Source organism: Streptomyces sp. NBC_00207, from assembly GCF_045160965.1.
Taxonomy (GTDB): Bacteria; Actinomycetota; Actinomycetes; order Streptomycetales; family Streptomycetaceae; genus Streptomyces.
In genome coordinates this window covers 5,848,159-5,871,842 of sequence record NZ_CP130715.1, presented here as the reverse complement: position 1 = coordinate 5,871,842, position 23,684 = coordinate 5,848,159, and the positions used below count along the sequence as shown (strand labels likewise).

Below are 23,684 nucleotides of genomic sequence, written 5' to 3'. Positions count from 1 at the left end.
TGCACCCGTGAGACGCATCCTAGGAATCGTCCTGGGCCTCCTCCTGATCGGCGGCGTGCTCTACGTCGTCGCCTTCCAGGGGCAGGATCACCCAGAAACCACGGCAACGAAGACCGTGCGTGGCGTCATCGGCTCGGAGAAGTCCGAATTCTTCCGCGACCCCGACGTCGTCAAGGCCCTTGCAGACAAGGGCTACACCGTGAAGACGGAGACCTCGGGCTCCTGGGCGATGGACCAACTCGCCCTCAAGGAGTTCGACTTCGCCTTCCCCAGCAGCAGTGAACCCGCCAAGGAGGTCGCGGCCGCCGCCGGAGTCAAGGGCGCCCAGGAGACCAAGCCCTTCTACTCCCCGCTCGTGGTCATCGCCCGCGCCAACGCCGCCAAGGTGCTGGCCGACAACGGCCTCGCCAAGATGACCGGCAAGAACCTCGGGACCCTGCTCATGGGCCCCTTCCTCAAGGCCGCCGCCGAGGACCGCACGTGGCAGCAGCTGCCCGGCTCCTCCGCCCACACCGAGCTGACCGGCACCCTGTTCGTCAAGACCACCGACCCGGCCTCCTCCAACTCCGGGGCCCTCTTCCTCGCGGCCACCTCCAACGTCGCGAACGGCAACAGCGTGGTCGCCGACGACGCCGGGATCGAGCGCACCGCACCGCTGATGCGCAAGCTGATCTCCGTCCAGGGCGCCCTCGAACAGAGCACCGACGACCCGTTCCGGGCCTTCATCAGCGGCAGCGGCGAACCGCTGATCCTGGTGTACGAGTCCCAGGTGGCCTCCCTGCTGCTCCAGCACCAGAACCCCGGCGACATGGTCGTGCTCTACCCGGACACCACCGTCAACACGGCGCACACCTTCGTCCCGCTCACCGAGCAGGCGAAGGAGCTGGGCACTCTCCTCACCACCGATCCGAGGCTGCGCGAGCTGGCCGTGCAGCGCGGGTTCCGCCCGCAGGACGGCGTGCCCGAGTTCACCGCCGCGACCGCACCGCACGCCGGCTACCTCAACCCTGGGCTGACCGGGATCCGCCAGGTCGGCACACCCACCGTCAAGATCCTCATGGCGCTCGCCCAGCGCGCCAAGGGTTAGGGGCCCACACCATGACACTGACACCTCCCGAGGACGGCACGTTCGTCCTCAGCGCGCCCGAGCCGGTCCCGCCCGTCCGCCGCGAGCAGGCCTCCGGGCTGGTCCCGCTGCAGGACGGCGTACACGACGAGATGGCCCGCCGGGCCGGTGAGTACGTCGGCTCGCTCGCCGGGATCGACACCCGCTCCCCCGAGTTCGCGCACCGCATCGGCGAGATCGCCGGGCTCGGCGCGGCCGACATGCGCAGCGCCGCCCAGCAGTCCAACCGGATGCTGGAGCGGACCGTACGCTCCCTCGGCGCGGACGGCGGCGGCGACGCCCAGGCCCGCGTCGCCGGCTCCCTCGTCGAACTGCGCCGCACCGTCGAGGACCTCGACCCGCGGGACACCCCCGGCAAGGGGCTCGGGAAGCTGCTGGCGAAGCTGCCGGGCGGCAACAGGTTCCGCGACCACGTGGCGAAGTACGCCTCCTCGCAGGCCACGCTGAACAAGATCGTGGGCTCGCTGCGCAGCGGCCAGGACGAGCTGCGCCGCGACAACGCGGCCCTGCACACCGAGCGGGCCCGCCTGTGGGAGACCATGGGCAAGCTCCAGGAGTACGCCGTCCTCACCGAGGCCCTGGACGGGGCCGTCGGGCAGCGGATCGCCGAGGCGGAGCACACCGACCCGCAGGCGGCCGACGCGCTGCGCGCGGACGTGCTCTTCCCGGTCCGGCAGAAGCACCAGGACCTGCTGACCCAACTGGCCGTCTGCGCGCAGGGCTACCTGGCGATGGACGTGGTCCGGCGCAACAACGACGAGCTGATCAAGGGCGTGGACCGGGCCGCCACCACCACCGTCTCGGCGCTGCGGATCGCGGTCATGCTGGCCGCGGCCCTCGACAACCAGCGCAAGGTGATCGAGCAGGTCAACGCCCTGAAGGGGACCACCGAGGACCTGATCCGGGGCAACGCGGAGATGCTGTCCACGCAGAGCGGCGAGATCCAGCGGATCGCGGCCGATCCGGCGGTGGGGGCGGAGACCCTGCGGACGGCCTTCGCCCAGATCTACAAGACGCTCGACGCGATCGACACCTTCAAGGTGCAGGCCGCGGAGAACATGGCCGCGACCGTGGAGTCCCTGGCCGGGGAGCTGCAGACCGCCTCGGCGTACCTGGCCCGCACCCGCACCGCGAGCGCGCTCGAAGGCGGTGCCCGGTGAGGCGGGGCTGGACCGGTGCGCTGATCGCACTCGCCACGCTCGCCACGGCGACGGCCTGTACCTCCGAGGGCCCGGCCAGGCCTGCGGAGTCGAGGTACAGGGAGGGGCACCTGCGGGTGCTGGCCTCCAGTGAGCTCTCCGACATGGAGCCCGTGCTGAAGGCCGCGAAGGCCGCCACCGGGGTCACGGTCGACCTGACCGCGTCCGGGACCCTGGACGCGGTCGAGCAGATCGCCTCGGGGAAGGCCGACGGGAAGTACGACGCGATCTGGCTGTCCTCCAACGACTACCTGCGGCTGCGGCCCGAGGCCGCCGGGAAGCTGTCCAGCGAGACCCCGGTGATGTCATCGCCGGTGGCCGTCGGCGTGAAGCCGGAGGCGCTGGCCCGGCTGGGCTGGAAGCCCGGCGAGGTGACCTGGTCGGCGGTGCACGAGGCGGTGGCCGGCGGGAAGCTGACGTACGGGATGACGGACCCGGTGCGCTCCAACTCCGGTTTCTCCGCCCTGGTCTCGGTGGCGTCGGGGCTGTCGGGCGCGCAGGCGGCGCTGAGCGAGGCCGACGTGAAGACGGCCCAGCCCAAGCTGAAGGAGTTCTTCGCCGGGCAGAAGCTGACCTCGGGTTCCTCCGGCTGGCTGGCGACCGCGTACGGCAGGCGCGGTGACGTGGACGCGCTGGTGAACTACGAGTCGGTGCTGCTGTCCATGAACCGGGACGCGAAGGACGTGAAGGCGCCGCTGACGGTGATCCGGCCGCGCGACGGCGTGGTCACCGCGCACTACCCGCTGACCCTGCTGACCTCGGCCCCGGAGGGGGCCCGCGATGCGGGGCGGGCGCTGACGGACTACCTGCGCGGCCCCGAGGCGCAGAAGGCGATCACCGAGCAGACCTTCCGCCGGCCGGTCGCGGCCGGGGTGACGCCGGCCGCCGGGCTGGATCCCGAGAAGCGGCACGAGCTGCCCTTCCCGGGCTCGCGTTCGGTCGCGGACGGGCTGCTGGCCTCGTACGAGAACGAGCTGCGCCGGCCCTCGCGGACGGTGTACGTGCTGGACACCTCGGGTTCGATGGGCGAGGAGGACCGCATCGGGCGGCTGAAGTCGGCGCTCACCGATCTGACGGGCAGCGGGACTTCGGGCACGGGGCAGCGGTTCCGCGACCGTGAGGAGGTGACGTTGCTGCCCTTCGGGTCGAAGGTGAAGAAGGTGCGCACGCACGTCGTCGAGCCCGGCAACCCGGGGCCGGCCCTGGACGCGATCCGGGGCGACGTGAAGTCGCTGGAGCCGGAGGGGGGTACGGCGGTCTACGGCAGCCTGGAGGCGGCTTACCAGCACCTCGGCAAGGGCGGCGCGGACGCGTTCACCTCGATCGTGCTGATGACGGACGGGGAGAACACCGAGGGGGTCGGGGCCAGGCACTTCGACTCCTTCTACGCGGCCCTGCCCGAGGCGCAGAAGCAGACCCCGGTCTTCGCGGTGCTGTTCGGGGACTCGGACCGCAAGGAGCTCACCCACATCACCGAACTGACCGGCGGGCGGCTCTTCGACGCCACCGGTGTGGGGGTCCCCCCAGCGGTAGCTGGGGGCGGTTCGCTGGCCGGAGCCTTCGAGGAGATCCGTGGCTACCAGTAGGCCCGGCGGCCGGGTGCTCGGCTACCTGGAGTCGAAGAAGAACCTGGCGGGCTCCGCCTGCGGGGTGGCCGGGCTGGTCCTCACCCTGGCCGGGGTGGCGGGCGCGTACTGGCCGCTGGTGGTCGCCGGGCTGTACGGCGCGGGCGCGCTGATCGCCCCGCCGGAGCGGGTGGCGCCGCCGCACCACCCGGACCCCGCCGAGCAACTCGGGGTCGTACGGGAGGACTTCGGGCGGCTGCGCGTGTACCTGGCGGAGGTGGAGCTGCCGGCGGCCGCCGCGGGCAAGCTCGCCGAGCTCCTGGAGTTCTACGAGGCCCTGCTCGATCCGGGGTGGGTGGCGGAGGTCCTGGCCGCTGATGCGGAGTCGGTGCACACGGTGTCCCGGGCGGTGCGGCAGGACGTGCCGGAGTGCGTGGACACCTACAACCGGACCCGGTGGTGGGCGCGGCTCTCGCCCGGCGGCGATTCCCCCGAGCAGCAGTTGGAGCGGCAGCTGGCGGCGCTCTTCGAGGAGGCGGAACGCGTGACGGCGACCCTCCGCGAGGCGGAGGCGCTGCGGCAGCAGACGCACACGACCTACCTGGAGGACCGCGGCCGGTCCTGATCCGGCTGCTGCCGGATCCGCGACGGGGCCGCGGAACAGCGGTCGGCGGACGCGGGAGGGCGCCCGGCGGGAAATCCCGCCGGGCGCCCTCTCGTTTACCGGCCCGGGTGTTCGTGCACCCGGGCCGGTGGTGCGGTGGGAACCGCTTGGTCGGGGGCTCCCACAGCGGTGGGCGCCGCTTGGTCGGGGGCTCCCACGTTCATTGGCCCGTTGTCGGGCTCGGGCTCAGCCCAGGCGCTCGACGAGCGCGTGGTACTGGTCCCACAGTTCCTTCGGCGTGTGGTCGCCGTAGGTGTTCAGGTGCTCGGGGACCAGGGCGGCCTCCTCGCGCCAGACCTCCTTGTCGACCGTGAGGAGGAAGTCGAGGTCGGCGGCCGGGAGGTCCAGGCCGTCGAGGTCGAGGGAGTCCTTGGTCGGCAGGATGCCGATGGGGGTCTCGACGCCCTCGGCGGTGCCGTCGAGGCGCTCGACGATCCACTTCAGGACGCGGCTGTTCTCGCCGAAGCCGGGCCACACGAACTTGCCCGCGTCGTTCTTGCGGAACCAGTTCACGTAGTAGATCTTCGGGAGCTTGGCCTGGTCCTTGTCCGCGGCCACCTTGACCCAGTGGGCCATGTAGTCGCCCATGTTGTAGCCGCAGAACGGCAGCATGGCGAAGGGGTCGCGGCGCAGCTCGCCGACCTTGCCCTCGGCGGCGGCGGTCTTCTCGGAGGCGATGTTCGAGCCGATGAAGACGCCGTGGTTCCAGTCGAAGGACTCGGTGACCAGCGGCACGGCGGAGGCGCGGCGGCCGCCGAAGAGGATCGCGGAGATCGGGACGCCCTTGGGGTCCTCCCACTCGGGGGCGATCGTCGGGCACTGGGAGGCCGGGACGGCGAAGCGGGCGTTGGGGTGGGCGGCCGGGGTCTCCGAGTCCGGAGTCCAGTCGTTGCCCTTCCAGTCGATGAGGTGCTTGGGCGCCTCTTCGGTCATGCCCTCCCACCACACGTCGCCGTCGTCGGTGAGCGCGACGTTGGTGAAGACGGTGTTCGCGTACATGGTCTTCATGGCGTTGGCGTTGGTGTGCTCGCCGGTGCCGGGCGCGACGCCGAAGAAGCCGGCCTCGGGGTTGATCGCGTAGAGGCGACCGTCCTCGCCGAAGCGCATCCAGGCGATGTCGTCGCCGATGGTCTCGACGGTCCAGCCGGGGATCGTGGGCTCCAGCATGGCCAGGTTGGTCTTGCCGCAGGCGCTCGGGAACGCCGCCGCGACGTACTTCGCTTCACCCTGCGGCGGGGTGAGCTTGAGGATCAGCATGTGCTCGGCGAGCCAGCCCTCGTCGCGGGCCATGACGGACGCGATGCGCAGGGCGTAGCACTTCTTGCCGAGCAGGGCGTTGCCGCCGTAGCCGGATCCGTAGGACCAGATCTCGCGGCTCTCCGGGAAGTGCGAGATGTACTTGGTGGTGTTGCACGGCCACGGCACGTCTTCCTGGCCCTCGGCGAGCGGAGCGCCGAGGGTGTGGACGGCCTTGACGAAGAACCCGTCGGTGCCGAGCTCGTCCAGGACGGGCTTGCCCATGCGGGTCATGGTGCGCATGGCGACGGCGACGTAGGCGGAGTCGGTGATCTCGACGCCGATCGCGGAGAGCTCGGAGCCGAGGGGGCCCATGCAGAACGGGACGACGTACATCGTCCGGCCCTTCATGGAGCCGCGGAAGATGCCCTGCTCCCCCGCGAAGATCTCCTTCATCTCGGAAGGAGCCTTCCAGTGGTTGGTCGGGCCCGCGTCCTCTTCCTTCTCGGAGCAGATGAAGGTCCGGTCCTCGACGCGCGCGACGTCGGAGGGGTCGGAGGCGGCGTAGTACGAGTTCGGGCGCTTCGTCTCGTCGAGCTTCTTGAACGTTCCCTTGGCGACGAGCTCCTCGCACAGGCGCTCGTACTCGCCCTCGCTGCCGTCGCACCAGACGACGCGGTCCGGCTGGGTGAGGGCTGCGATCTCGTCCACCCAGGAGATCAGCTCCTGGTGAGTCGTAGGGATGGTGGGAGCCGCGTTGTCGCGCGCCACGATTGCTCCTTGTTGAGGGGTGTGTTTGGTGTTTGCCCCGTGGGGGCTGCGACCCGGACGCTTCGCGCTCCGCTCATCCGGTGCCGACCGCACTCATCTGATCATCCGGTGGATGTGCGCATATGTCCAGAGGGCCTCTCACGTGAGCATTGCCACGTCCGTCAATCTTCCGTAAAGACGATCGGCGGAAACCTACGGACCCGTAGGTAGCATGGCGACCATGACTTCTGACCCCGCCGCCGTCCCGGCCGCCGAGGCCACACCGGTAGTCGAGGCCCTGGAGGCGGCCGAGACCGCCCTGGAGGAAAAGCCGCTGCTGCGCGGCTGGCTGCACCTCGGGATGTTCCCCGCCGTGGTCATCGCCGGCCTGGCGCTCATGGCCTTCACCGACTCGACCCGGGCACGGGTGGCCTGCGGGGTCTACGTCCTCACGGCCTGCCTGCTCTTCGGCGTGAGCGCCGTCTACCACCGGGGCACCTGGGGGCCCCGCGGCGAGGCCATCCTGCGCCGGCTCGACCACGCCAACATCTTCCTGATCATCGCGGGCACCTACACGCCGCTGACCGTCCTGCTGCTCCCGCCCTCCACCGGGCGGACCCTGCTGTGGGCGGTGTGGATCGCGGCCGCCGCCGGCATCGCGTTCCGCGTCTTCTGGGTCGGCGCCCCGCGCTGGCTCTACACCCCGTGCTACATCGCCATGGGCTGGGCCGCGGTCTTCTTCCTGCCCGACTTCATGCGCAGCGGCGGCATCGCCGTCCTGGTCCTGGTGATCGTCGGCGGCCTCCTCTACAGCGTGGGCGGGGTCATCTACGGCATGAAGCGGCCCAATCCCTCACCCCGCTTCTTCGGCTTCCACGAGGTCTTCCACTCCCTGACCCTCGCGGCCTTCGTGGCCCACTACGTCGGCATCTCGCTCGCCGCGTACCAGCACTGAACCCGGCGAAGGGGCCCGGCCGCGAGTGCGCGGCCGGGCCCCTTCCCGTTGCGTTCAGCAGGCGTAGCCGTCGCGGTCGGGGTCGAGGCGCAGCGGGTCGCTGCCGTTGACCTTCAGCCGCTTCGGGTACTGGTGCGAGGCCAGCCAGTCACAGCGGGCCCTGGCCGTCTCCTTCACCTCGGCCGGGAAGCGGGTCGGCACGCACACGTTGACCGTCCCGTAGTGCCGGTCGCAGCCGGCCACGCTGGGCGCGACCGGTACGGAGTCCCGCTTGGCCGGGTTCTGCTTGGCGGGCCCCAGCTTGTCCGCGAAGGAGTGCTCGTGCGCGGACGGCTGCTCCTGGGCGGCCGCCAGGGCGGCCGGGCCGCCCAGGTGCACCCAGGTCGCCAGCGACGGGACGCCGTTCGCGTCGACCGCGAAGAGCATGTACCAGCCGGGCGGCGCCAGGTTGGGGTTGCTCGTGACGTTGAGGTCGATGTTGTTCCCGTTGACGGTCATCGGCAGGTCCACGAACCGCTGGTTCGGGTCCGAGGAGTGGGTGACCGCCGCCGGACGGATCAGCTCCGCCTTGGCGATCGGGCGGTTGACGGTGATCCGCTGCGTGTCCCCGTACACCCACTGCGTGTCGATCACCGAGGTGATCTGCGGGCGGGCGCCCTTGAAGAGGTAGGGCGGGGTGTAGATCGACACGTTGTGGTTGTAGGTGCCGTTGCCCGGATTGTCGCCGACCGACATGACCCTGCCGTCCGGCATCAGGAAGGACGCCGAGTGGTAGGTCCGCGGGATCGGGTCGGTGGCCAGGCCCGGCTGGTAGGTGTTGGTCGTCGGGTCGAAGAAGGAGGCCTCGAAGACCGGGTCGGCCCGGTCGTGCAGCGCGCCGCCGGTCTCCAGCACCTTGCCGTCCGGCAGCAGCACCGCCGAGACGTACATCTTGCCCTCGGCCCCGGTCTGCGGCCGCTTGCCCGTGCCCGTGTCGACCAGCCCCTGCGGGAGGTCCGGGCCGGCCGTGTAGCCGGGGCTGGGCTTCTTCAGGTCGATGATGTCGGTGATCCGGTTCGCGGCCGGGTTGGTCTCGTTGTTGCCGCCGCCGATGGTCAGGACCCGCTGGTCCTGCGCCGGGGGCAGCAGCACGCTCGCCGACTCGTCGCGCTGGTCCTTGTTCCGCAGGCCCGGCACGTCGGTGATGGTGTTGGCGTCGTAGTTGTAGACCGAGGCGCCGGTGCCCTGGGTGCCGTTGCCGAAGGTGTGGCTGCCCGAGTAGAAGAGCCGCCCGTCCTGCATGAGGATCATCGACGGGTACAGGCCCCAGTACGACCAGGTCTGGTTGACCTCGTTCATCGGCAGCCACTTGTTCTGCGCCGCCGAGAACTTCTCGGCGGTCACGTTGCCCGTGGAGTCCTCCTTCAGCCCGCCGAAGGAGATCACGTCACCGTTGCCGAGGATCGTCGCCGACGGGTACCAGTGCCCGCCGTTCATGTCGTTCGTCTTCGTGTAGGCGTCGGTCACCGGGTCGAAGACGTAGCTGTCCTTGAGCCCCTGGTAGCCGATCCTGCCGTCGCCGGACGGGTACCCCTTGTTGCCGCTCATCACCAGCACCCGGCCGTCCGCCAGCTGCACGTGGCCCGCGCAGAACATGTCCACCGGCGTCGGGATCGTCTTGAAGGTGCCGTTCGCCGGGTTGTAGACGGCCGAGGTGAAGGTGCCCGCGTTGAACTGGGCGATGTCGTTGCCCGAGCCGGCGATCAGCAGCACCTTGCCGTTCTTCAGCACGACGGCGTGCATCGAACGCACCGGGTTCTTGGCCGGGATCACCTCCCACTTGCCCTTGGCGCACTCCTCCGCCGTACCCGAGCAGGCCGGCTGCGGCGGTACCGCGCCCACCTCCTCCAGCGCGTAGTCGTCGGTGGTGAGCGTGCCCACCCCGTAGACCGACAGGCCCCACGCGATCTTGTCGGTGTTGGGCGGCACGGCCGGCGTACGGACCTCCGTGCGCGCCCAGGCGGCGCTGACGGGCGGGTTCTGCAGGTCGGTCCAGTACTGCCAGCCCGCCGTCGTGTCGCGGCGGAACACCGTCACCGACACGTCGGGGGTGTCCGACTTGTACCAGGCGGACAGGTCGTACTGCTTCCCCGGCGTGACGGTCGGGGCGCAGGTGCTGTTCTCGGTGACCAGGGCCTTGCGGTCGCCCTCCACCCGGCGCGTGAGGGAGACCTTCATCGCCTTGGTGCCGGTGTGCGCCTCGGCCACGGTGGCGAAGGAGAAGTCGTTGTCGCCCCAGCCGGACTTGGACCAGCAGGACGGCATGTCGGCGCCGGCCGGGCCGGCCGTCTCGAAGCCGGGATTGGAGAGCAGATTGGGCGGACCGGCCGTGGCCTGCTGCGGTGCGGTGAGCAGCAGGCCCGCGGTCATCGCCCCGACGGCGAGCAGGGCGGCCCGCCGCCCGGCCCTCCGCCGGATCGTCAGACGCATGGAAAGGATCCCTTCTGTGCGGCTCAACTCCTGGAGTGGCGGCCCGTCTTGAGCGGGGCGCCCGGGGTGCGCGACTGGCCCGGCGTGCGCGAGCCGCGCGACGTGCGCGGCAGATAGACGAGGGCCTCGGTGGCCGCGAAGCGCAGCACGAAGGTGGTGACCAGCGCGAGAGCGGTGGCGGGCAGCACCTCCATCCCGAACCTGGCGACGAACACCGCGATCAACGGGATGCGCAGCAGCAGATCGGCATTGGCCAGCAGGGCGAAACGCCCGACCCGGTCCGCCCAGTGGCGGTGCCGGCGGCGGTCGCGGAAGAGCAGGGTCTCGATGAGGAGGAAGTTCCACAGGACCCCCGCCTGGTTGGCGATGATCTCGGCGGGGAGGTAGTGCATCCCGGCGCCCGTGAGCAGCCACAGCGCGCCCAGGTTCGGGACGAAGCCGGAGAGCCCGATCAGCCCGAAACCGATCATGCGGGCCAGTGGGGTCGCGGAGCGCAGCGAGGCGAGGTGGGTGAGGAAGCGCATGCCCTCGCGCGCGGTCGACTTGGATTCCCCCGAGAAGCGGTCCTGGAAGACGAAGGGCACCTCGGCGACCTTGCCCGGGCGGCAGCGCACCGCCAGCTCCAGCAGGATCTTGTAGCCGAGCGGCTTCAGCGCGTCCGCGGTGACGGCCGAGCGGCGCATCGCGAAGAAGCCGCTCATCGGGTCGCTGATCCCGCGCAGCGCCCGCGGGAAGAGCCCCTTGGTCAGCCAGGTCGCGCCGCGGGAGACGGCGATGCGGTAGCTCCCGGCGAGGCCGGCCCGGCTGCCGCCGCTGATGTAGCGGGAGGCGACCACGAGGTCGGCGCCGGTGCGCATCCCCTCGCCGACGAGTTCGGGCACCAGGTGGGGCGGGTGCTGGAGATCGGCGTCCATGACGACGATCCAGTCGGTGTCCGCCCGTTTCACCCCTTCGACGACGGCGCCGCCGAGGCCGCCCTCGGCCACTTCCCGGTGCAGGACCGACACCGGGAAGGGGTGGTCGGCGGCCGCCTTCTCGATGGCGGCGGGGGTGTCGTCCGTGGAGTCGTCCACGAACAGCACCGCGCAGGGCAGGTGGTCGGGGAGGGCGTCACCGAGCCGGCGCAGCAACTCGGCCACGTTCCCGGACTCGTTGAAGGTGGGGATGATCAGGGTGACGCTGCCGGTCAGGGCCTGCGGAGCGGCAAGCTCCGCATCGATCGGGGCATGGAGGGACCACAGGTCCTCGCTCATGGTGACTCAGCTCCCACTCGTGCGGTCGGCGCGGTCGGTCCCGGCGGCGCTGTCGGTCCCGGCGGTCCGGTCGGTCCGGCGGATCTCGATGCGGTCCTCGCCCGACCCGAAGACGGCCACCACGCTCGAATGCTCCAGCGCGGCCTTCACGGTGGGCAGGTCCACCGCGTCGCGGCGCACCGTGGGCGAGGAGACCACGTAGTCGATGTCCTGCCAGCCGCGCGGCAGGGTCTTGGTGACGGCGGGGTCGAGGTCGGCCTTGTAGAACCAGATGGCGCCCGGACCCGGCTCGAAGCCGTGGTGCACGGCGTCCAGCCAGAGCGCGTCGTCGAGCAGCACCCTGGTCCGTGCCGGATCCTCGACCTCGCTGCCGAGCCAGGCCGCGGCCTGCCGGTACGGGGCGTTCGCGTCGGCCGTGAGCGCCGTGCGGTTGCCGTCGTACCAGCGCGGCAGCACGTACACCGCGGCGGACGCGGCGAGGACGCAGAGCACCGCCCAGCGCGCCCACACCTGCGCCCTGCGCTCCCCCGGGCCGCGGCGGCGGCGCAGCACGGCGTGCGTGATGCTCGCCGCGCCCCCGGCGAGGACGAGGGCGAGGAACGGCAGCGCCTGGATCACGTACATCGCCGGGAGGTAGCCGGAGGGCCGCATCGCGACGGCGGCGAGGATGACGGCGGCGAGCGCGGGGCCGGCGAGCGCGCGGGCGGTGACCGACCAGCGGAGGGTCGCCAGCAGCAGGAGGGCGCCGGCCAGCCCGCCGAGGGGCAGGACGGTGTCGTAGTACAGCCAGGACCGCAGCACGCCGTTCGAGCCGGTCCCGGCGTCGAGGATGAAGCCGGAGCCGGGGCGGCTCATCTGGTAGGTGATGCCGTCGATGAGCGAGACGTGTCCGGAGCCGGGCAGCAGTTCGCTGTTGAGGAGGGCGTAGAGCGGGTACGAGAGCCCGATCAGCGCGCAGGCGGTGATGGCTCCCGTGACGGCGAACTTGCGGGTGTCGCGGTGGCTGTGCCGCCACATCGTCACCAGCAGCGCCGGGAGCACCACCAGCATCGTCTCCTTGGTCAGGACGGCGGTGGCGGCCGCCAGCCCGGACCCGAAGTGGTGCCACAGGTGCCGGCTCGGCGACGCGGCGAGGCAGAACGCCAGCAGCATCCACATCACGGCGAGGTTGTCGAGGAAGATCTCGCGCTGGAGGACGACGGCGAGCGGGGACAGCCCGAAGAGCGCCATCGCCAGCCCGGCCGCCCAGCGCGGCAGCCACAGCCGGCGCGCGAGGACGTACATCAGCACGGAGCCGGCGGCGGAGACGGCGAGCATCGAGAACCGCATCGGCGCGACGGTCATCCAGTCGGGCACGAAGAGGGACGGCAGGTACGTCAGGCCCGCGACCTGGATCCAGCCGAGCGGCGGATGGTCGTACCAGTACGTGTAGTGGGCGAGGCCGTCGCCCTGCTGGACGGCCCACGCCTGGGCGAGGTAGGTGCCCTCGTCGTCGCTCAGCGTCGGGAAGTCGGTGATGTTCCAGCCCTGGACGAGCAGGATCACGAGCAGCAGCGCCCCGCACAGCAGCAGGTCGGGGCGGGAGGAGCGGAACCGCACGAGCGGCCGGACGGGAGCGGCGGGGCGGACGCCGAGTCCCCCGGCGGGGCTGCGCTGGGCGGGGACGGTGAGGGTCTCCGGCTTGGGATCAGTGGCCGTGGGCAGGGTGGCGGTCACTGGCGGCTGTCCTCTCGGATCGCGGTGGAGGCGGAGGCTGAGGGGGAGGCGGAGGCGGCGGCGGGGATCGCACTCACGGCGGTCGCGGCGGTCGCGGCCGTCAGGTGGGCGCCGGTGTGGCTCGTCAGTTCCCACTCGTTGCGGCCGCGCTGCTCGCGCCAGACGGCGCGGATCGCGGCGCCCGCGAGCATCACCTGGTAGAAGGGGCCGCCGACGACGAGCTTGAGGTAGTGCACGAAGCGGACGCGCAGGCCGTACTGCCGGCCGAAGTCGTGCAGGCCGACGATCTCGAAGACGAAGGTCACCATCGCCGTGATCATGGGGAGGAAGGTGATGATCGCGATGCCGACCGGTACGTCGAGGAAGACCGCGACGGCGAAGTTGATCGGGATGATCACACCGGACGCGGCCTGCATGAAGGGCGTCATCAGCGTGTAGCGGGCGAGCCAGCGCTGGCCGCGTCCCGGCAGCTGCTGCCAGTCCTTCTTGCGGTACACCTGGAGGAACCCCTGGTTCCAGCGGGTGCGCTGCTTGAGCAGGCTGATCAGCGAGCCGGGCGTCTCCTCGCGGGTCACCATGTCGGAGTCGTAGGCGACGACGACCTTCTTGCCGACCGACGACAGGCGCACCCCGAGGTCGCAGTCCTCGGCGAGGCAGTTCTGGTCCCAGCCGCCGGCCTCGCGCAGCACCTCGGTGCGGACGAAGACGGTGTTGCCGCCGAGCGGGATGAAGCCCTTCTCGGCGTGCAGGTGCAGCCGGGAGCGGAACCAGAAGAAGTACTCCAGGCAGTTGCGCAGGCTGTACCAGCTGGAGTGGAAGTTGATGAGCTGGACCCCGCCCTGGACCACGTCGGCGCCGGTGGAGCGGAAGGCGTGGTCGACGTGGGCGAGCAGCTCGGGGTGGACCTGGTCCTCGGCGTCGAAGACCCCGACGATGTCACCGCGGCAGGACGGCAGGGCGGTGTTGAGGGCCTTCGGCTTGTTCTTCGTCTCGTGGTGGTCGACGACGACCCGGACGCGGGCCGGCTCGCGGGCGGCGGCCCGTTCGGCGACGGCTGCGGTCTCGGGGTCGTCGTGCCCGACGATCACGATGATCTCGTAGTCGGTGTGGCTCGACTCCAGGAGCCGGTCGATGGTGTGTTCCAGGACCGCCTGCTCGTGGCGGGCGGGCAGCAGCAGGGAGAAGGCCAGGCGGCCCTCCCCGTCGGGGCGGTCGAAGCGGGTTGAGGCGAGTACCTCGGGGGTCCGCCACGCGTGCATCTGCCACCAGAGCGTGAATGCGGCCATCCAGAAGAGCGCCAGCGAAATGACAACAATGAACACAGATGTGTACAAAATGTCCCCCACAGACCCGCCGCCCCCCGGCGGCGATCAGCATTCCCCCCGGGAGCGCACGGCGGGCCCCCCGGCCCGCTGCTCCCGCTTCCCCCTTGCGCGCACCCCCCAGTGCGCCATCCCGGTGACTGCCGAAACGGTGACTCACGAACGACACGAGATTAGGCAGTGAACATGACATTCAGGCGCAGCACAGATAACTGGCGCGTTTCTGAACTGGTGTACGACAACCGGAATTGACGGTACTCCGACCGGTTCAGGGGCGAACCGTGCCCAACTGCTCCGCCAGTTCGACCGGATCTGTCGTAGGCCGCGCGCAGACGAAATGTCGACAGACATACGCCGTCGGAAGGTCGCGCACGAGTGTGCGCTCGGCAAGAAGGGGGAACTCGCCGCCGCTGCCGTCCGCCGCACGCGGCAGACCCGCCGCCACCACCGCACCAGGAGCCGTTCCCAGCAACGCCGTCCGGTGCAGCACCGCGAGCAGCGGATCCTCCGGATGCCCGACGACCGCCACCTCGCGCGGCCCGTCCAGCAGCGCCTCGGCGACCGACAGCCCGTGCCCGATGAAGCGCGGCACGCGCGGACCGAGCGCGTGCACCACCCCGAGCGCCCGCTCGGCCGCCGTCCGGTGGGCCTGCGACCCGGTGTGCGCGGCGTACGACAGCAGCGCGCCCGCGGCGGCCGTCCACCCGGACGGGGCGGCCGTGTCGGTCGGGTCCTGCGGCCGGCGGATGAGCCGCTCGGCATCGTGCGCCGTGTCGTACAACGACCCGTCCTCGGCCGTGAACTGGTCCAGGACCAGGTCGACGAGGAACCCGGCGAATTCCAGCCAGACGCCCTCGCCCGTCACGGACGCCAGCGCGAGGAAGCCGTCCGCGACGTCGCCGTAGTCCTCCAGCACCCCGGCGTTCGGGCCGACGTGACCGTCCTTGCTGGTCCGGGCGAGCCGCGCCTTGCCGTCCAGGTGCACCCGCACCAGCAGATCGGCGGCCTCGGTGGCCCGCTCCACCAGGTCCGGCCGCTCGAAGTACGCCCCGCACTCGGCGAGCGCGGCGATCGCCAGCCCGTTCCAGGCGGCGACGATCTTGTCGTCGCGGCCGGGCGCGGGCCGCCCGCCCCGCTCGGCCAGCAGCCGCTCCTTGATGCCGGCGAGCCTGCCCGCCTCCACCACGGGCCCGTCCTGCGGGAGCTGCAGCACGGACTTCCCGTGTTCGAAGGTCCCCTCCTCCGTCACCCCGAAGTAGGCAGCGGCCAGTTCACCGTCGGCCTCCCCCAGTACGTCGCGCAGCTGGGCGGCGGTCCAGGCGTAGTACGCCCCCTCCACGTGCGCGCCGCTGACCGGGTCCTCGCTGTCGGCGTCCAGCGCGGAGGCGAAGCCGCCCTGGTCGGTGCGCAGTTCCCGGACCATGAAGTCGGCGGTCTCCAGCGCGACCCGGCGCGCGAGGTCCGACCCGGTGGTCCGCCACAGGTGGGCGTAGACCCGGCAGAGCAGCGCGTTGTCGTAGAGCATCTTCTCGAAGTGCGGCACGACCCACTCCCGGTCCACGGAGTACCGCGCGAACCCGCCGCCGAGCTGGTCGTAGATGCCGCCCCGGGCCATGGCCTCGCACGTGTCGGCGGCCATCTGCAGCGCGCCCTCGGACCCGGTGCGGGCGTGGTGGCGCAGCAGGAACTCCAGCACCATGGACGGCGGGAACTTCGGCGCGCCGCCGAACCCGCCGCGCACGGCGTCGTACTCCCGCGTCAGCCCGAGCAGCGCCTGCGCGAGCTCCTCGGGCCCGGGGGTGCCGGCCTTCCCGTAGTCCAACTCCCGCCCGGCCAGGTCCCGTACGATCCGCTGCGCGACCTCGGCGACCTCCTCGGGCCGCCCCACCCAGGCGGTCCGCACGCCTTCGAGGACCTGCATGAAGGAGGGCATCCCGTGCCGGGGCTCGGGCGGGAAGTAGGTCCCGAAGTAGAACGGCTCGGCGTCCGGGGTGAGGAAGACGGTCATGGGCCACCCGCCCTGCCCGGTGGCGGCCTGCACGGCCTCCATGTAGACGGCGTCGACGTCGGGGCGCTCCTCGCGGTCCACCTTGATGTTGACGAAGTGCTCGTTGAGGTAGGCGGCGGCCAGTTCGTCCTCGAAGGACTCGTGCGCCATCACGTGGCACCAGTGGCAGCTGCTGTAGCCGACGCTCAGCAGGACGGGCACCCCGCGTTCCCGCGCTTCGGCAAAGGCCTCGGGCGACCACGGCCACCAGTCGACGGGGTTGTCGGCGTGCTGGAGCAGGTACGGCGAGGTCTCGTTCGCGAGGCGGTTCGGCATGATCCCATCCTGCCGCACGGGATCGGATCACCGCCGCAGGATCGGGGCCAGGTCGCGGTTCCAGGCGTCGCGGGTGCGGGGCCAGGTGACGGCGCAGGTCGCGCGGGACGGGGTGGCGAGGGACGGGTGGCGGGTGGGGGCCTCGGCGTGGACGGCGCAGCGGTGGGCTTCCGCGCGGGCGGCGGGCGGGGCGTGTTCGTCCTCGGCCTCCTCGAGGCCCTCGGGGTCCATCGGGACCTCCGGGGCCGGGGCGGGGGCGGCCGCCGCGAGGTCGTAGGCGCGGGCGGCGGTCAGGAGGGTCTCCTCGCCCTCCGGGCGGCCGCGCAGCAGCATCAGCCGGGCGAAGTCGTCGGCGGCGTCCTCCTCGGCGCGGGCCCCCTTGTCCGGGAGGTCCAGCACGTCCACGAGGGCGTGGCCGGCCTCGTGGTAGAGCGTCTCCCGTACGACTTCGGCGAGTTCCTCGTCGGAGGTGGGGGAGCCCGACCGCTCGAACAGCGCGCGTTCCTCGGCCAGGTCTTCGTAGCAGAGCTCGATGCGGTGTGCGGCGGGGTCGTAGCCGGTTCCCTCGCCGGAGCAGGAGCGGGCGACGACGGTGATCCCGTACGGGAGGACGAGATGGCCGTTGAGGTCGGCGAGCACGGGGTCGGCGACCGCCCGGTCCCGCAGGAAGCGGTACTCGGCCCGGTCGGCGGCCGCCGGTTTCTCGTAGCGCAGTTCGAAACCGTCCACCGGCGCCGGCCCCTGCGGCACGCATCCGGCCGACACCGGCAGCAGCGCGGCCGCGCACAGCGCCAGGGTCCCCCACCGTCGGATCACCGGTCCAGCGTACGGGCCCCGGCACCGGCCGCGGCGGCCCTCCCGGCCCACGCCCGGAGCTTCTCAGGGTCCGTCAATTACGGTCCCTTTCACTCCAGTTAGCTCTGATCTCGCTCAGATTCCCTCGCGTTCGCGTCTCTCACGCACGACACTTGGGAATCGACCGACCGGAGCTCTCTGAGGGGGATGCCGATGCGGGACAGCCATCGAGGTGAGGCCGAGCAGCTGCTGGGACGGGCCGTGGACGAGGCGGCCCGCCGGGCGGCGGGTGCCCAGGGTGCGGCGGGCGCGGCGGTGGACAGAGCCGCGCTGCTGGCGCGGGGCAAGGAAGCCCTGGACGCGCTCGCCGCGAGTGCGGCGCCCGAGTACGAGGCGTACGTACGGGCCCTGGACGAGGCGGCGGCCGGAGACGAGTCGCTCGGCGAGGCCTTCCGCCGGGGCAACACCTCGACGGCGGCGCTCGTGACGGCGGTCGCCGCGGCCGCCGCCATCGGGGCGGACCTGTCCTTCGGTGTCGCGGCCGGCACGGCCCTGACCGTCGGCGCCGTCGTGGGCATCGCGGGCGCGGTCGCCACGGTGGCGAAGGTGACGGCCCTGCACCTGCCGGCCGCGAACCGGCGGGCCGGCGAACTGGGCCGCCCCGGCGGGCCGGAGCAGCTGAAACTGCAGTGGCTGTCGGCGCTGGAGGTACGCGGGATCCGTCCCTTCCTGGAGCAGCAGCGCGCGGTGGCCACGGCGGCGCGCGCGGCGCGGCCGGCGGCCCGGCCCGCGGCCCTGGCCACTCCGCTGCTGCGCGGCACGGACCGCAGCGCGGAGGCCCGGCGGCGCAGTGCGCTGGAGCACTCCTTCGGCCAGCTCCCGGAACCGGCGGGCCCGTTCGCGGGCCGGCGCGCCGAGCTGACCCGGATCGCCCAGTGGGTACAGGCGGCACGCGCCAGCACGGAGACCCGCCCGGTGGTCGTCGTGCTCCACGGCGAGCCCGGGGTGGGCCGCACGGCCCTGGCACTGCGGGCGGCGCACGCACTGCGGGACCAGTTCCGGGGCGCGTGCGTGGTGGACCTGCGGGGCGGGTCCACCGGCGGGGAGCCCGGCGGGGCCCCGCTGTCGACGCGGGAGGCCCTGCTGCACCTGATGAACCGGCTGGGGGCGCCCCGCGAGCAGCTGCTGTTCCGCGAGGGCGCCTCGGCCGAGCAGCAGGTGCGGCGCCTGGGCGAGCTGTACCACCAGCACCTCCAGGGGCTGCCGGTGACGGTGCTGCTGGACGACGCGGTGGACGCGGCGCAGGTGCGGGTGCTGGTTCCGGAGCGCTCCGAGAGCCTGGTGCTGGTGACGGCGCGGGAGCCGCTGGAGCTGCCCGCGGACCTGCCGGCGTGGGTGTACCAGTTGCCGGTGGAGCGGCTGGCGGCGGACGAGGCGGCGGAGCTCGTCGGGGCGGAGCTGGTCGGGGCGGCCCCGGCCGGGGCCGAGGCGCGGGAGCGCGCCGCTGCCGAAGTGGTCGGGCTGAGCGGCGGGCTGCCCCTGGCCCTGCGGATGCTGGCCCCGCTGGTCCGTGACGGCGCGGTACCGGCAGCGGACGGCGCCGCGCACCCGGTGGAGGCCGCCCTGCGCGCCGCCGACGCCCGCCTCGCCGAACCCGCGCGGCAGTTGCTGCGGCGCCTGCCGCTGGCCGGGCGGGCCTCCCTCGGCGGTGCGGCGGCGGCCGCGCTGGCCGACGTACCGGAGCAGGCGGCACTGCGCACGCTGGAGGAGCTGTGGGAGGCCGGGCTGATCGAGCGGGTGCGCGGCCAGCGGTTCCGGATGCACGACGCGGTGCGCGCGTACGCGGCACGGCGGCTGGCCGCGGACGAGGACCGGGCCGCGGCCGCGGCGGCGCACGAACGGCTCATCCGCAACTACGCGCAGCTCGCGGACTCGGTGATCCGGATGGTCGACGGGAAGATGTCGACGCGGGCGAACCAGTTCGGCGGCCACGGCTTCGTCTCGCTGGACGCGGCACTGCGCTGGCTGGACGACGAGTCGAGCTTCATCACGGCGGCGCTGCGGCACTCGGACGGGGTGGACCAGCAGGCGGTGCTCGACCTGCTCGGCGCGCTGTGCGACTTCTGCCTGCTGCGCGGGGACCTGTACCGGCTCGGTGAGATCGACGAGCTCACCCAGGCCGTGGAGGCAGGCCAGAAGGGGCTGGAAGGACAGCAGGGGCAGCAGGGGCGGCTGGTGCGGTCGGTGCAGTGGCGTACCGGTATCGCGGCGCGCCAGCTGGGCGAGCTCGACAAGGCGCGCACCACGCTGACCTCGGTGGTGGACCAGTACATGGAGGCCCACCAGGAGGCGGGGGCGGCGATGGCCCTGGTCTCCCTCGGCATCACCCTGCACCACCAGGGCAACCTGCCGGAGGCCGCGGCACGCATCCGCGAGGCGCTCGTGCTCCAGGAACCGCCGGAGCTGGCGGGCGACCGGGCGTGGGGCCTGCACGCGCTGGCGGCGGTGGAGCGGGACCTGGCGCACCTGGCGGAGGCGACGCGACTGCTGGAGGCCTCGCTGGCCCTGCACCGGGAGAGCGAGAGCGTGCACGGCGAGGCGTGGGCGCACTTCCAGCTGGGCCAGGTGCACCTGCGGTTCGGCGACGTGGCGCGGGCGGAGGAGGAACTGCGTCTGGCCCTCGACCTGTACGGGCGCACCCGCGACGACCGCGGCCAGGCCTGGGCGCTGACCCAGCTGGGCCGGGCCCGGGTGGTGGACGGGGATCCGGGTCCGGCGGTGGAACGGCTGCGGGAGGCGCTGGCCCGGCACCGGGAGGCGGAGGACGCGCGCGGCGAGGCGTGGACGCAGTACTACCTCGGGCAGGCCCTGGAGGAGACCGGCGAGCGCGACCGGGCGGTACGGGAGCTGGAGCGGGCCCGGACGATGTTCTCGCGGATGCGGGACGTGTACGGGCTGGCCCACGCGCGCCACCACTCGGGCCGGGTGACGCGCGACCAGCGTGCGGCCCAGACGGGCAACCTGCGCAACTCCGGCTTCGCCCGCCAGCTGCTCGTCGACGCACGGGCGGACTTCCGGCGGATCGGGCTGGCCCACGGCGAGGCGTGGACGTGCCTGGAGCTGGCGGTGATCGACGCGGGCAACGGGCGGCTGTCGCAGGCCGTCGGCCTGTGCGAGGAGGCGGTCCGGCTGTTCATCTCGTACGGGGACCGGCGCGGGGAGGACTGGGCCCGCTTCCTGCGGTGCACGATGCTGCCGTACGCGGTGCCGGGCGCCCCGGAGGAGGCGCGGGCCGAGCTGGCCCGGCTGGCGCAGTCGGCGCATCCGGCGCGGGACGGCCGGCTGGAGGACTGCCTGGAGACGTACGGGGTGATCCTGGGCCGGGGCGTGGACCCGTCGGAGGGCTGGCAGGCGTGGCGGCTCGGCCTGGTCCCGAACCTGCACTCGCGGGAGATCATGGGCGTCCCGCCGGCGGACTGAGCGACCACCGGCGCCGACGCCTCACCGCCGGGGTCCGGGCGCGAACCCGGCGGAGCGGGCCCTCACGGGGCGTAAGCCCACACCCGACGAGGCCGGCCGGCATAGGCGGGCCGAGACGCCCGGCAAAGCGCTGCGCGGCGGGCCGACGCGCCCGGGCAAGGCGTGCGCGCGGCGGAGCGGTACAACCCGGCCGCCAGTGCGCGCGGCGGGGCCGGGACGCCCGGCAAGGAAGTCCGTGCGTCGGGCGACACCCGGCCAAGCGCTGCACGGCGGGCCGACGCGACCGGGCAAGGCGTGGCCTGGGCAAGGCGTGCGCGCGGCGGAACGGTGCACCCGGCGCGCCGGTGCGCCCGGCAAGGAAGTCCGCGCGGCGGCGACACACGGCCAAGCGCTGCACGGCGGACCGGCACGCCCGGGCCAGGCGTGGCCCGGGCAAGGCGTAAGCGCGGCGGGGCCGGTGCGCCCGGTAAGGCGGTGCGGCGGGCCGGGACGGGCGCCGGGCCGACCGGTCCGCACGGCAACGCGGTCCGCGCGGCCCGCAGGGCCGTACGTACGGCGAGGCCCGCCGCCCGCGCGATTTTCGCGGGCGGCGGTTGCGACCAGCGGGCGGGGCTACGCCCGGGAGGCGTCCTCGCCCCGGGCTGCGGCCGGGGCCGCCGGCTCGGGGGCCTCCTGGAAGTTCACCCGGCCCATGTGCCGGTTCATGGACTTCATCAGGGCCCACACCCCCAGGGCGAGGGCCGCGAACACGATGAACCCCAGGATGCCGGGCGTCACCTTGTTCTTGTCGAAGGTGTCACCCGCCAGCGGGAGGAGCTGGGTCAGTGCTGCCTGCGTAGCGCTCATAGCTACGCATTCTCCCGGATGCCCGCGAAGAGGTCGGACTCGGGGAGGGAAGTGTCGACGAGCGACTTCGCGAGCTCGTACTCCTCGGTGGGCCAGACCTCCTTCTGGACGTCCATGGGAACGCGGAACCAGCCGCCGTCCGGGTCGATCTGCGTGGCGTGCGCGATGAGCGCCTTGTCACGGATCTCGAAGAAGTCCGCGCAGGGCACGTGGGTGGTCAGGGTCCGCTCCTTGCGCTCGAACTCCTTCCACCGCTCCAGCCACTCCCCGTAGGGGGACTCCATGCCGCGCGCGAGCAGTGCCTCGTGCAGGGCGATGGTGCGCGGCTTGTTGAAGCCCTGGTTGTAGTAGAGCTTCTGCGGCTGGTAGGCGGGGCCGAACTCGCCCTCGGGGTACTTCTCGGTGTCGGCCGCGCCGTCGAAGGCCACCATCGTGATCTTGTGGGTCATGATGTGGTCGGGGTGCGGGTAGCCGCCGTTCTCGTCGTACGTGGTGACGACCTGCGGCTTGAAGGCGCGGATCTTCTTCACCAGTTCCCCGGCGGCCTCGTGGACGTCCGCGAGCGCGAAGCAGCCCTCGGGCAGCGGCGGCAGCGGGTCACCCTCCGGAAGCCCGGAGTCCACGTAGCCGAGCCATTCCTGCTCGATGCCGAGGATCTCGCGCGCCTCGTCCATCTCCTTGGCGCGCACCTCGTGGATGTTCTCCTCGATGTACTTGTCGCCCTGGAGCTTGGGATTCAGCACGGAGCCGCGCTCGCCACCGGTACAGGTGACGACCAGCACCGGAACCCCCTCGGACACGTACTTGGCCATGGTGGCCGCGCCCTTGCTCGACTCGTCGTCGGGGTGGGCGTGGACGGCCATCAGTCGAAGCTGCTCGGTCAAGACAGGATCCTCTGCGATTCGGCGCGACGGTCGGCTTCTATATTGACTCCTCCTCTCAGCAATCGACGACGAGGGGGGATTCCTGACTCACGCTGCTCGATCGCCCTGCTGACGGTCGAGTCTCACGCGATCGGCGCCAGCCGGGTTGAGACCAGCCCGGACCAACATCACGTGCGCGGAGTTCTTGTCCCTGGGTGAGACGGCTCCGCACGCGGTGCAGGTGTAGGTACGTTCCGACAGCGGCAGTGCGTGCTTGGCTCTCGCCCCGCACCGCCCGCAGTCCATGGTGGTGTGCGCAGGGTGCACCAAGTGGATCGTGCGCCGGTGCTTGCGCGCCATGTTGATCAGCTCACGCTTGGTCGCCGAAACGCCTGCGTCGGCGGCCTTGCGGGCCATGGTCGACTTGGCGAGGAACTTCGGGCGGAAGTCCTCCACCGCGATCCGATCGAAGTCCGTCACGACGCGCTTGGCCCACTTGCGGGCGGTGTCCTGGCGCTGCCGTGCGACCTTCTTGTGTACCTTCGCGGCCTGCCGCTTCGCCGCGCGGTAGCCCTTCGACATGACCGTGCCGCGCGCGGGCTTCCGGCGGGCCATCATCCGCTGGTACCCGGCCAGCTTCCCGGACGCCTTCTCCCCGTGTTCCGGATGCGGGAGGTCATGAGAGTCGCTGGTGGTGGTCGCGGTATCTTTCACGCCCCAGTCGATACCGATCGCCGCACCCGTTTCGGGGAGTGGCTGTGGCCGGGCCTGGACGACGAAGGACGCGTACCAGTGGCCGAGACCGTCCTGGTAGACGCGGACGCTGGAGGGATCAGAGGGCAGCTGTCGCGACCAAACCACCGACAGCGATATGCCGCCCGCCAGGTGCAGACGACCATCCTCAGGCTTTGGTACGCGCCTTGGCGAAGTCCCGGATGAGCTGCTGCTGCGGTACAGAAGCTCCGCCGCGCAGCCACTCGTGCTCACCCCACCAGCCAGTCAGCAAGCCGTCCAGCCGTGCCGGACCAGAGGTCTTCCCAGCCTTGTGCGCCGCCCGAGACCCGGCGACGCACTGATTCCACACCCACCGGGTCCGGCCCCACTCCGCGAGCAGGGCCGACG

At 72.0% G+C, this 23,684-nt stretch carries 15 protein-coding genes and 1 pseudogene; 6 read left to right on the top strand and 10 right to left on the bottom strand.

Going from position 1 to position 23,684, the window contains the following annotated elements:
• Positions 1–7 precede the first annotated feature (7 nt).
• Genes OG472_RS27880 through OG472_RS27865 form a run of 4 tightly spaced genes read left to right on the top strand, consistent with a single transcriptional unit; the run spans position 8 to position 4,515 of the window.
• Positions 8–1,087 (top strand): hypothetical protein, encoded by a 1,080-nt coding sequence (locus tag OG472_RS27880; RefSeq protein ID WP_401607009.1) that lies wholly within the window; start codon positions 8–10, stop codon positions 1,085–1,087.
• 11 nt (positions 1,088–1,098) lie between these two features.
• Positions 1,099–2,286: a toxic anion resistance protein gene (locus OG472_RS27875; protein WP_405831767.1), complete on the top strand. Its 1,188-nt coding sequence runs from the start codon at positions 1,099–1,101 to the stop codon at positions 2,284–2,286.
• On the top strand, positions 2,283–3,911 hold the full coding sequence (locus OG472_RS27870; RefSeq protein WP_405831765.1) for a substrate-binding and vWA domain-containing protein: 1,629 nt from the start codon (positions 2,283–2,285) through the stop codon (positions 3,909–3,911). The genes OG472_RS27875 and OG472_RS27870 overlap by 4 nt, the downstream gene beginning before the upstream one ends.
• Complete coding sequence (locus OG472_RS27865) at positions 3,898–4,515, top strand: hypothetical protein (RefSeq protein WP_405831764.1); 618 nt, start codon at positions 3,898–3,900, stop codon at positions 4,513–4,515. Before OG472_RS27870 ends, OG472_RS27865 begins: the two co-directional genes overlap by 14 nt.
• Positions 4,516–4,740: 225 nt before the next feature.
• Here OG472_RS27865 and OG472_RS27860 read toward each other — a convergent pair whose 3' ends face one another.
• Entirely contained in the window at positions 4,741–6,561 is a 1,821-nt protein-coding gene (locus OG472_RS27860) for a phosphoenolpyruvate carboxykinase (GTP) (protein ID WP_383565490.1), read from the bottom strand.
• Positions 6,562–6,781: 220 nt separating this feature from the next.
• Here OG472_RS27860 and trhA point away from each other — a divergent pair, with 220 nt between their 5' ends.
• On the top strand, positions 6,782–7,495 hold the full coding sequence (gene trhA, locus OG472_RS27855; RefSeq protein ID WP_401607018.1) for a PAQR family membrane homeostasis protein TrhA: 714 nt from the start codon (positions 6,782–6,784) through the stop codon (positions 7,493–7,495).
• 54 nt (positions 7,496–7,549) lie between these two features.
• Here trhA and OG472_RS27850 read toward each other — a convergent pair whose 3' ends face one another.
• The 6 genes from OG472_RS27850 to OG472_RS27825 all read right to left on the bottom strand — a co-directional run bounded on the left by OG472_RS27850 (position 7,550) and on the right by OG472_RS27825 (position 17,394).
• Positions 7,550–9,964 (bottom strand): galactose oxidase-like domain-containing protein, encoded by a 2,415-nt coding sequence (locus OG472_RS27850; protein ID WP_405831763.1) that lies wholly within the window; start codon positions 9,962–9,964, stop codon positions 7,550–7,552.
• A 23-nt stretch (positions 9,965–9,987) separates the two neighbouring features.
• On the bottom strand, positions 9,988–11,217 hold the full coding sequence (locus OG472_RS27845) for a glycosyltransferase (protein WP_405831761.1): 1,230 nt from the start codon (positions 11,215–11,217) through the stop codon (positions 9,988–9,990).
• A 6-nt stretch (positions 11,218–11,223) separates the two neighbouring features.
• Entirely contained in the window at positions 11,224–12,933 is a 1,710-nt protein-coding gene (locus OG472_RS27840; RefSeq protein ID WP_405831760.1) for an ArnT family glycosyltransferase, read from the bottom strand.
• Positions 12,930–14,267: a glycosyltransferase gene (locus OG472_RS27835; RefSeq protein ID WP_405831758.1), complete on the bottom strand. Its 1,338-nt coding sequence runs from the start codon at positions 14,265–14,267 to the stop codon at positions 12,930–12,932. The genes OG472_RS27840 and OG472_RS27835 overlap by 4 nt, the downstream gene beginning before the upstream one ends.
• A gap of 256 nt (positions 14,268–14,523) precedes the next feature.
• On the bottom strand, positions 14,524–16,578 hold the full coding sequence (locus OG472_RS27830; protein ID WP_405831756.1) for a thioredoxin domain-containing protein: 2,055 nt from the start codon (positions 16,576–16,578) through the stop codon (positions 14,524–14,526).
• Between the two features lie 27 nt (positions 16,579–16,605).
• Entirely contained in the window at positions 16,606–17,394 is a 789-nt protein-coding gene (locus OG472_RS27825; protein WP_405942178.1) for a DUF4344 domain-containing metallopeptidase, read from the bottom strand.
• 192 nt (positions 17,395–17,586) lie between these two features.
• Between OG472_RS27825 and OG472_RS27820 the strand changes: the two genes are divergently transcribed.
• A complete protein-coding gene (locus OG472_RS27820) occupies positions 17,587–20,853 on the top strand; it encodes a tetratricopeptide repeat protein (protein ID WP_405831754.1) in 3,267 nt (1,088 codons plus the stop codon).
• 612 nt (positions 20,854–21,465) lie between these two features.
• Here the strand turns inward: OG472_RS27820 and OG472_RS27815 are convergent.
• The 3 genes and pseudogenes from OG472_RS27815 to OG472_RS27805 form a co-directional block, all read right to left on the bottom strand.
• Positions 21,466–21,699, bottom strand: a complete 234-nt coding sequence (locus OG472_RS27815; RefSeq protein WP_383565472.1) for a hypothetical protein — start codon at positions 21,697–21,699, stop codon at positions 21,466–21,468.
• A gap of 2 nt (positions 21,700–21,701) precedes the next feature.
• Positions 21,702–22,583 carry a mycothiol conjugate amidase Mca gene (gene mca, locus OG472_RS27810; protein WP_401607041.1) on the bottom strand — a complete coding sequence of 294 codons (882 nt, stop codon included), beginning with the start codon at positions 22,581–22,583 and terminating at the stop codon, positions 21,702–21,704.
• 87 nt (positions 22,584–22,670) lie between these two features.
• A pseudogene (locus OG472_RS27805) lies at positions 22,671–23,676 on the bottom strand (RNA-guided endonuclease InsQ/TnpB family protein).
• Positions 23,677–23,684 lie beyond the last annotated feature (8 nt).

Bases quoted from the DNA above. Each gene is read 5' to 3' on its own strand.
- OG472_RS27875 (WP_405831767.1), top strand. From the start codon at position 1,099: ATGACACTGACACCTCCCGAGGACGGCACGTTCGTCCTCAGCGCGCCC.
- trhA (WP_401607018.1), top strand. From the start codon at position 6,782: ATGACTTCTGACCCCGCCGCCGTCCCGGCCGCCGAGGCCACACCGGTA.
- OG472_RS27850 (WP_405831763.1), bottom strand. From the start codon at position 9,964: ATGCGTCTGACGATCCGGCGGAGGGCCGGGCGGCGGGCCGCCCTGCTC.
- OG472_RS27845 (WP_405831761.1), bottom strand. From the start codon at position 11,217: ATGAGCGAGGACCTGTGGTCCCTCCATGCCCCGATCGATGCGGAGCTT.
- OG472_RS27830 (WP_405831756.1), bottom strand. From the start codon at position 16,578: ATGCCGAACCGCCTCGCGAACGAGACCTCGCCGTACCTGCTCCAGCAC.
- OG472_RS27820 (WP_405831754.1), top strand. From the start codon at position 17,587: ATGCGGGACAGCCATCGAGGTGAGGCCGAGCAGCTGCTGGGACGGGCC.
- OG472_RS27815 (WP_383565472.1), bottom strand. From the start codon at position 21,699: ATGAGCGCTACGCAGGCAGCACTGACCCAGCTCCTCCCGCTGGCGGGT.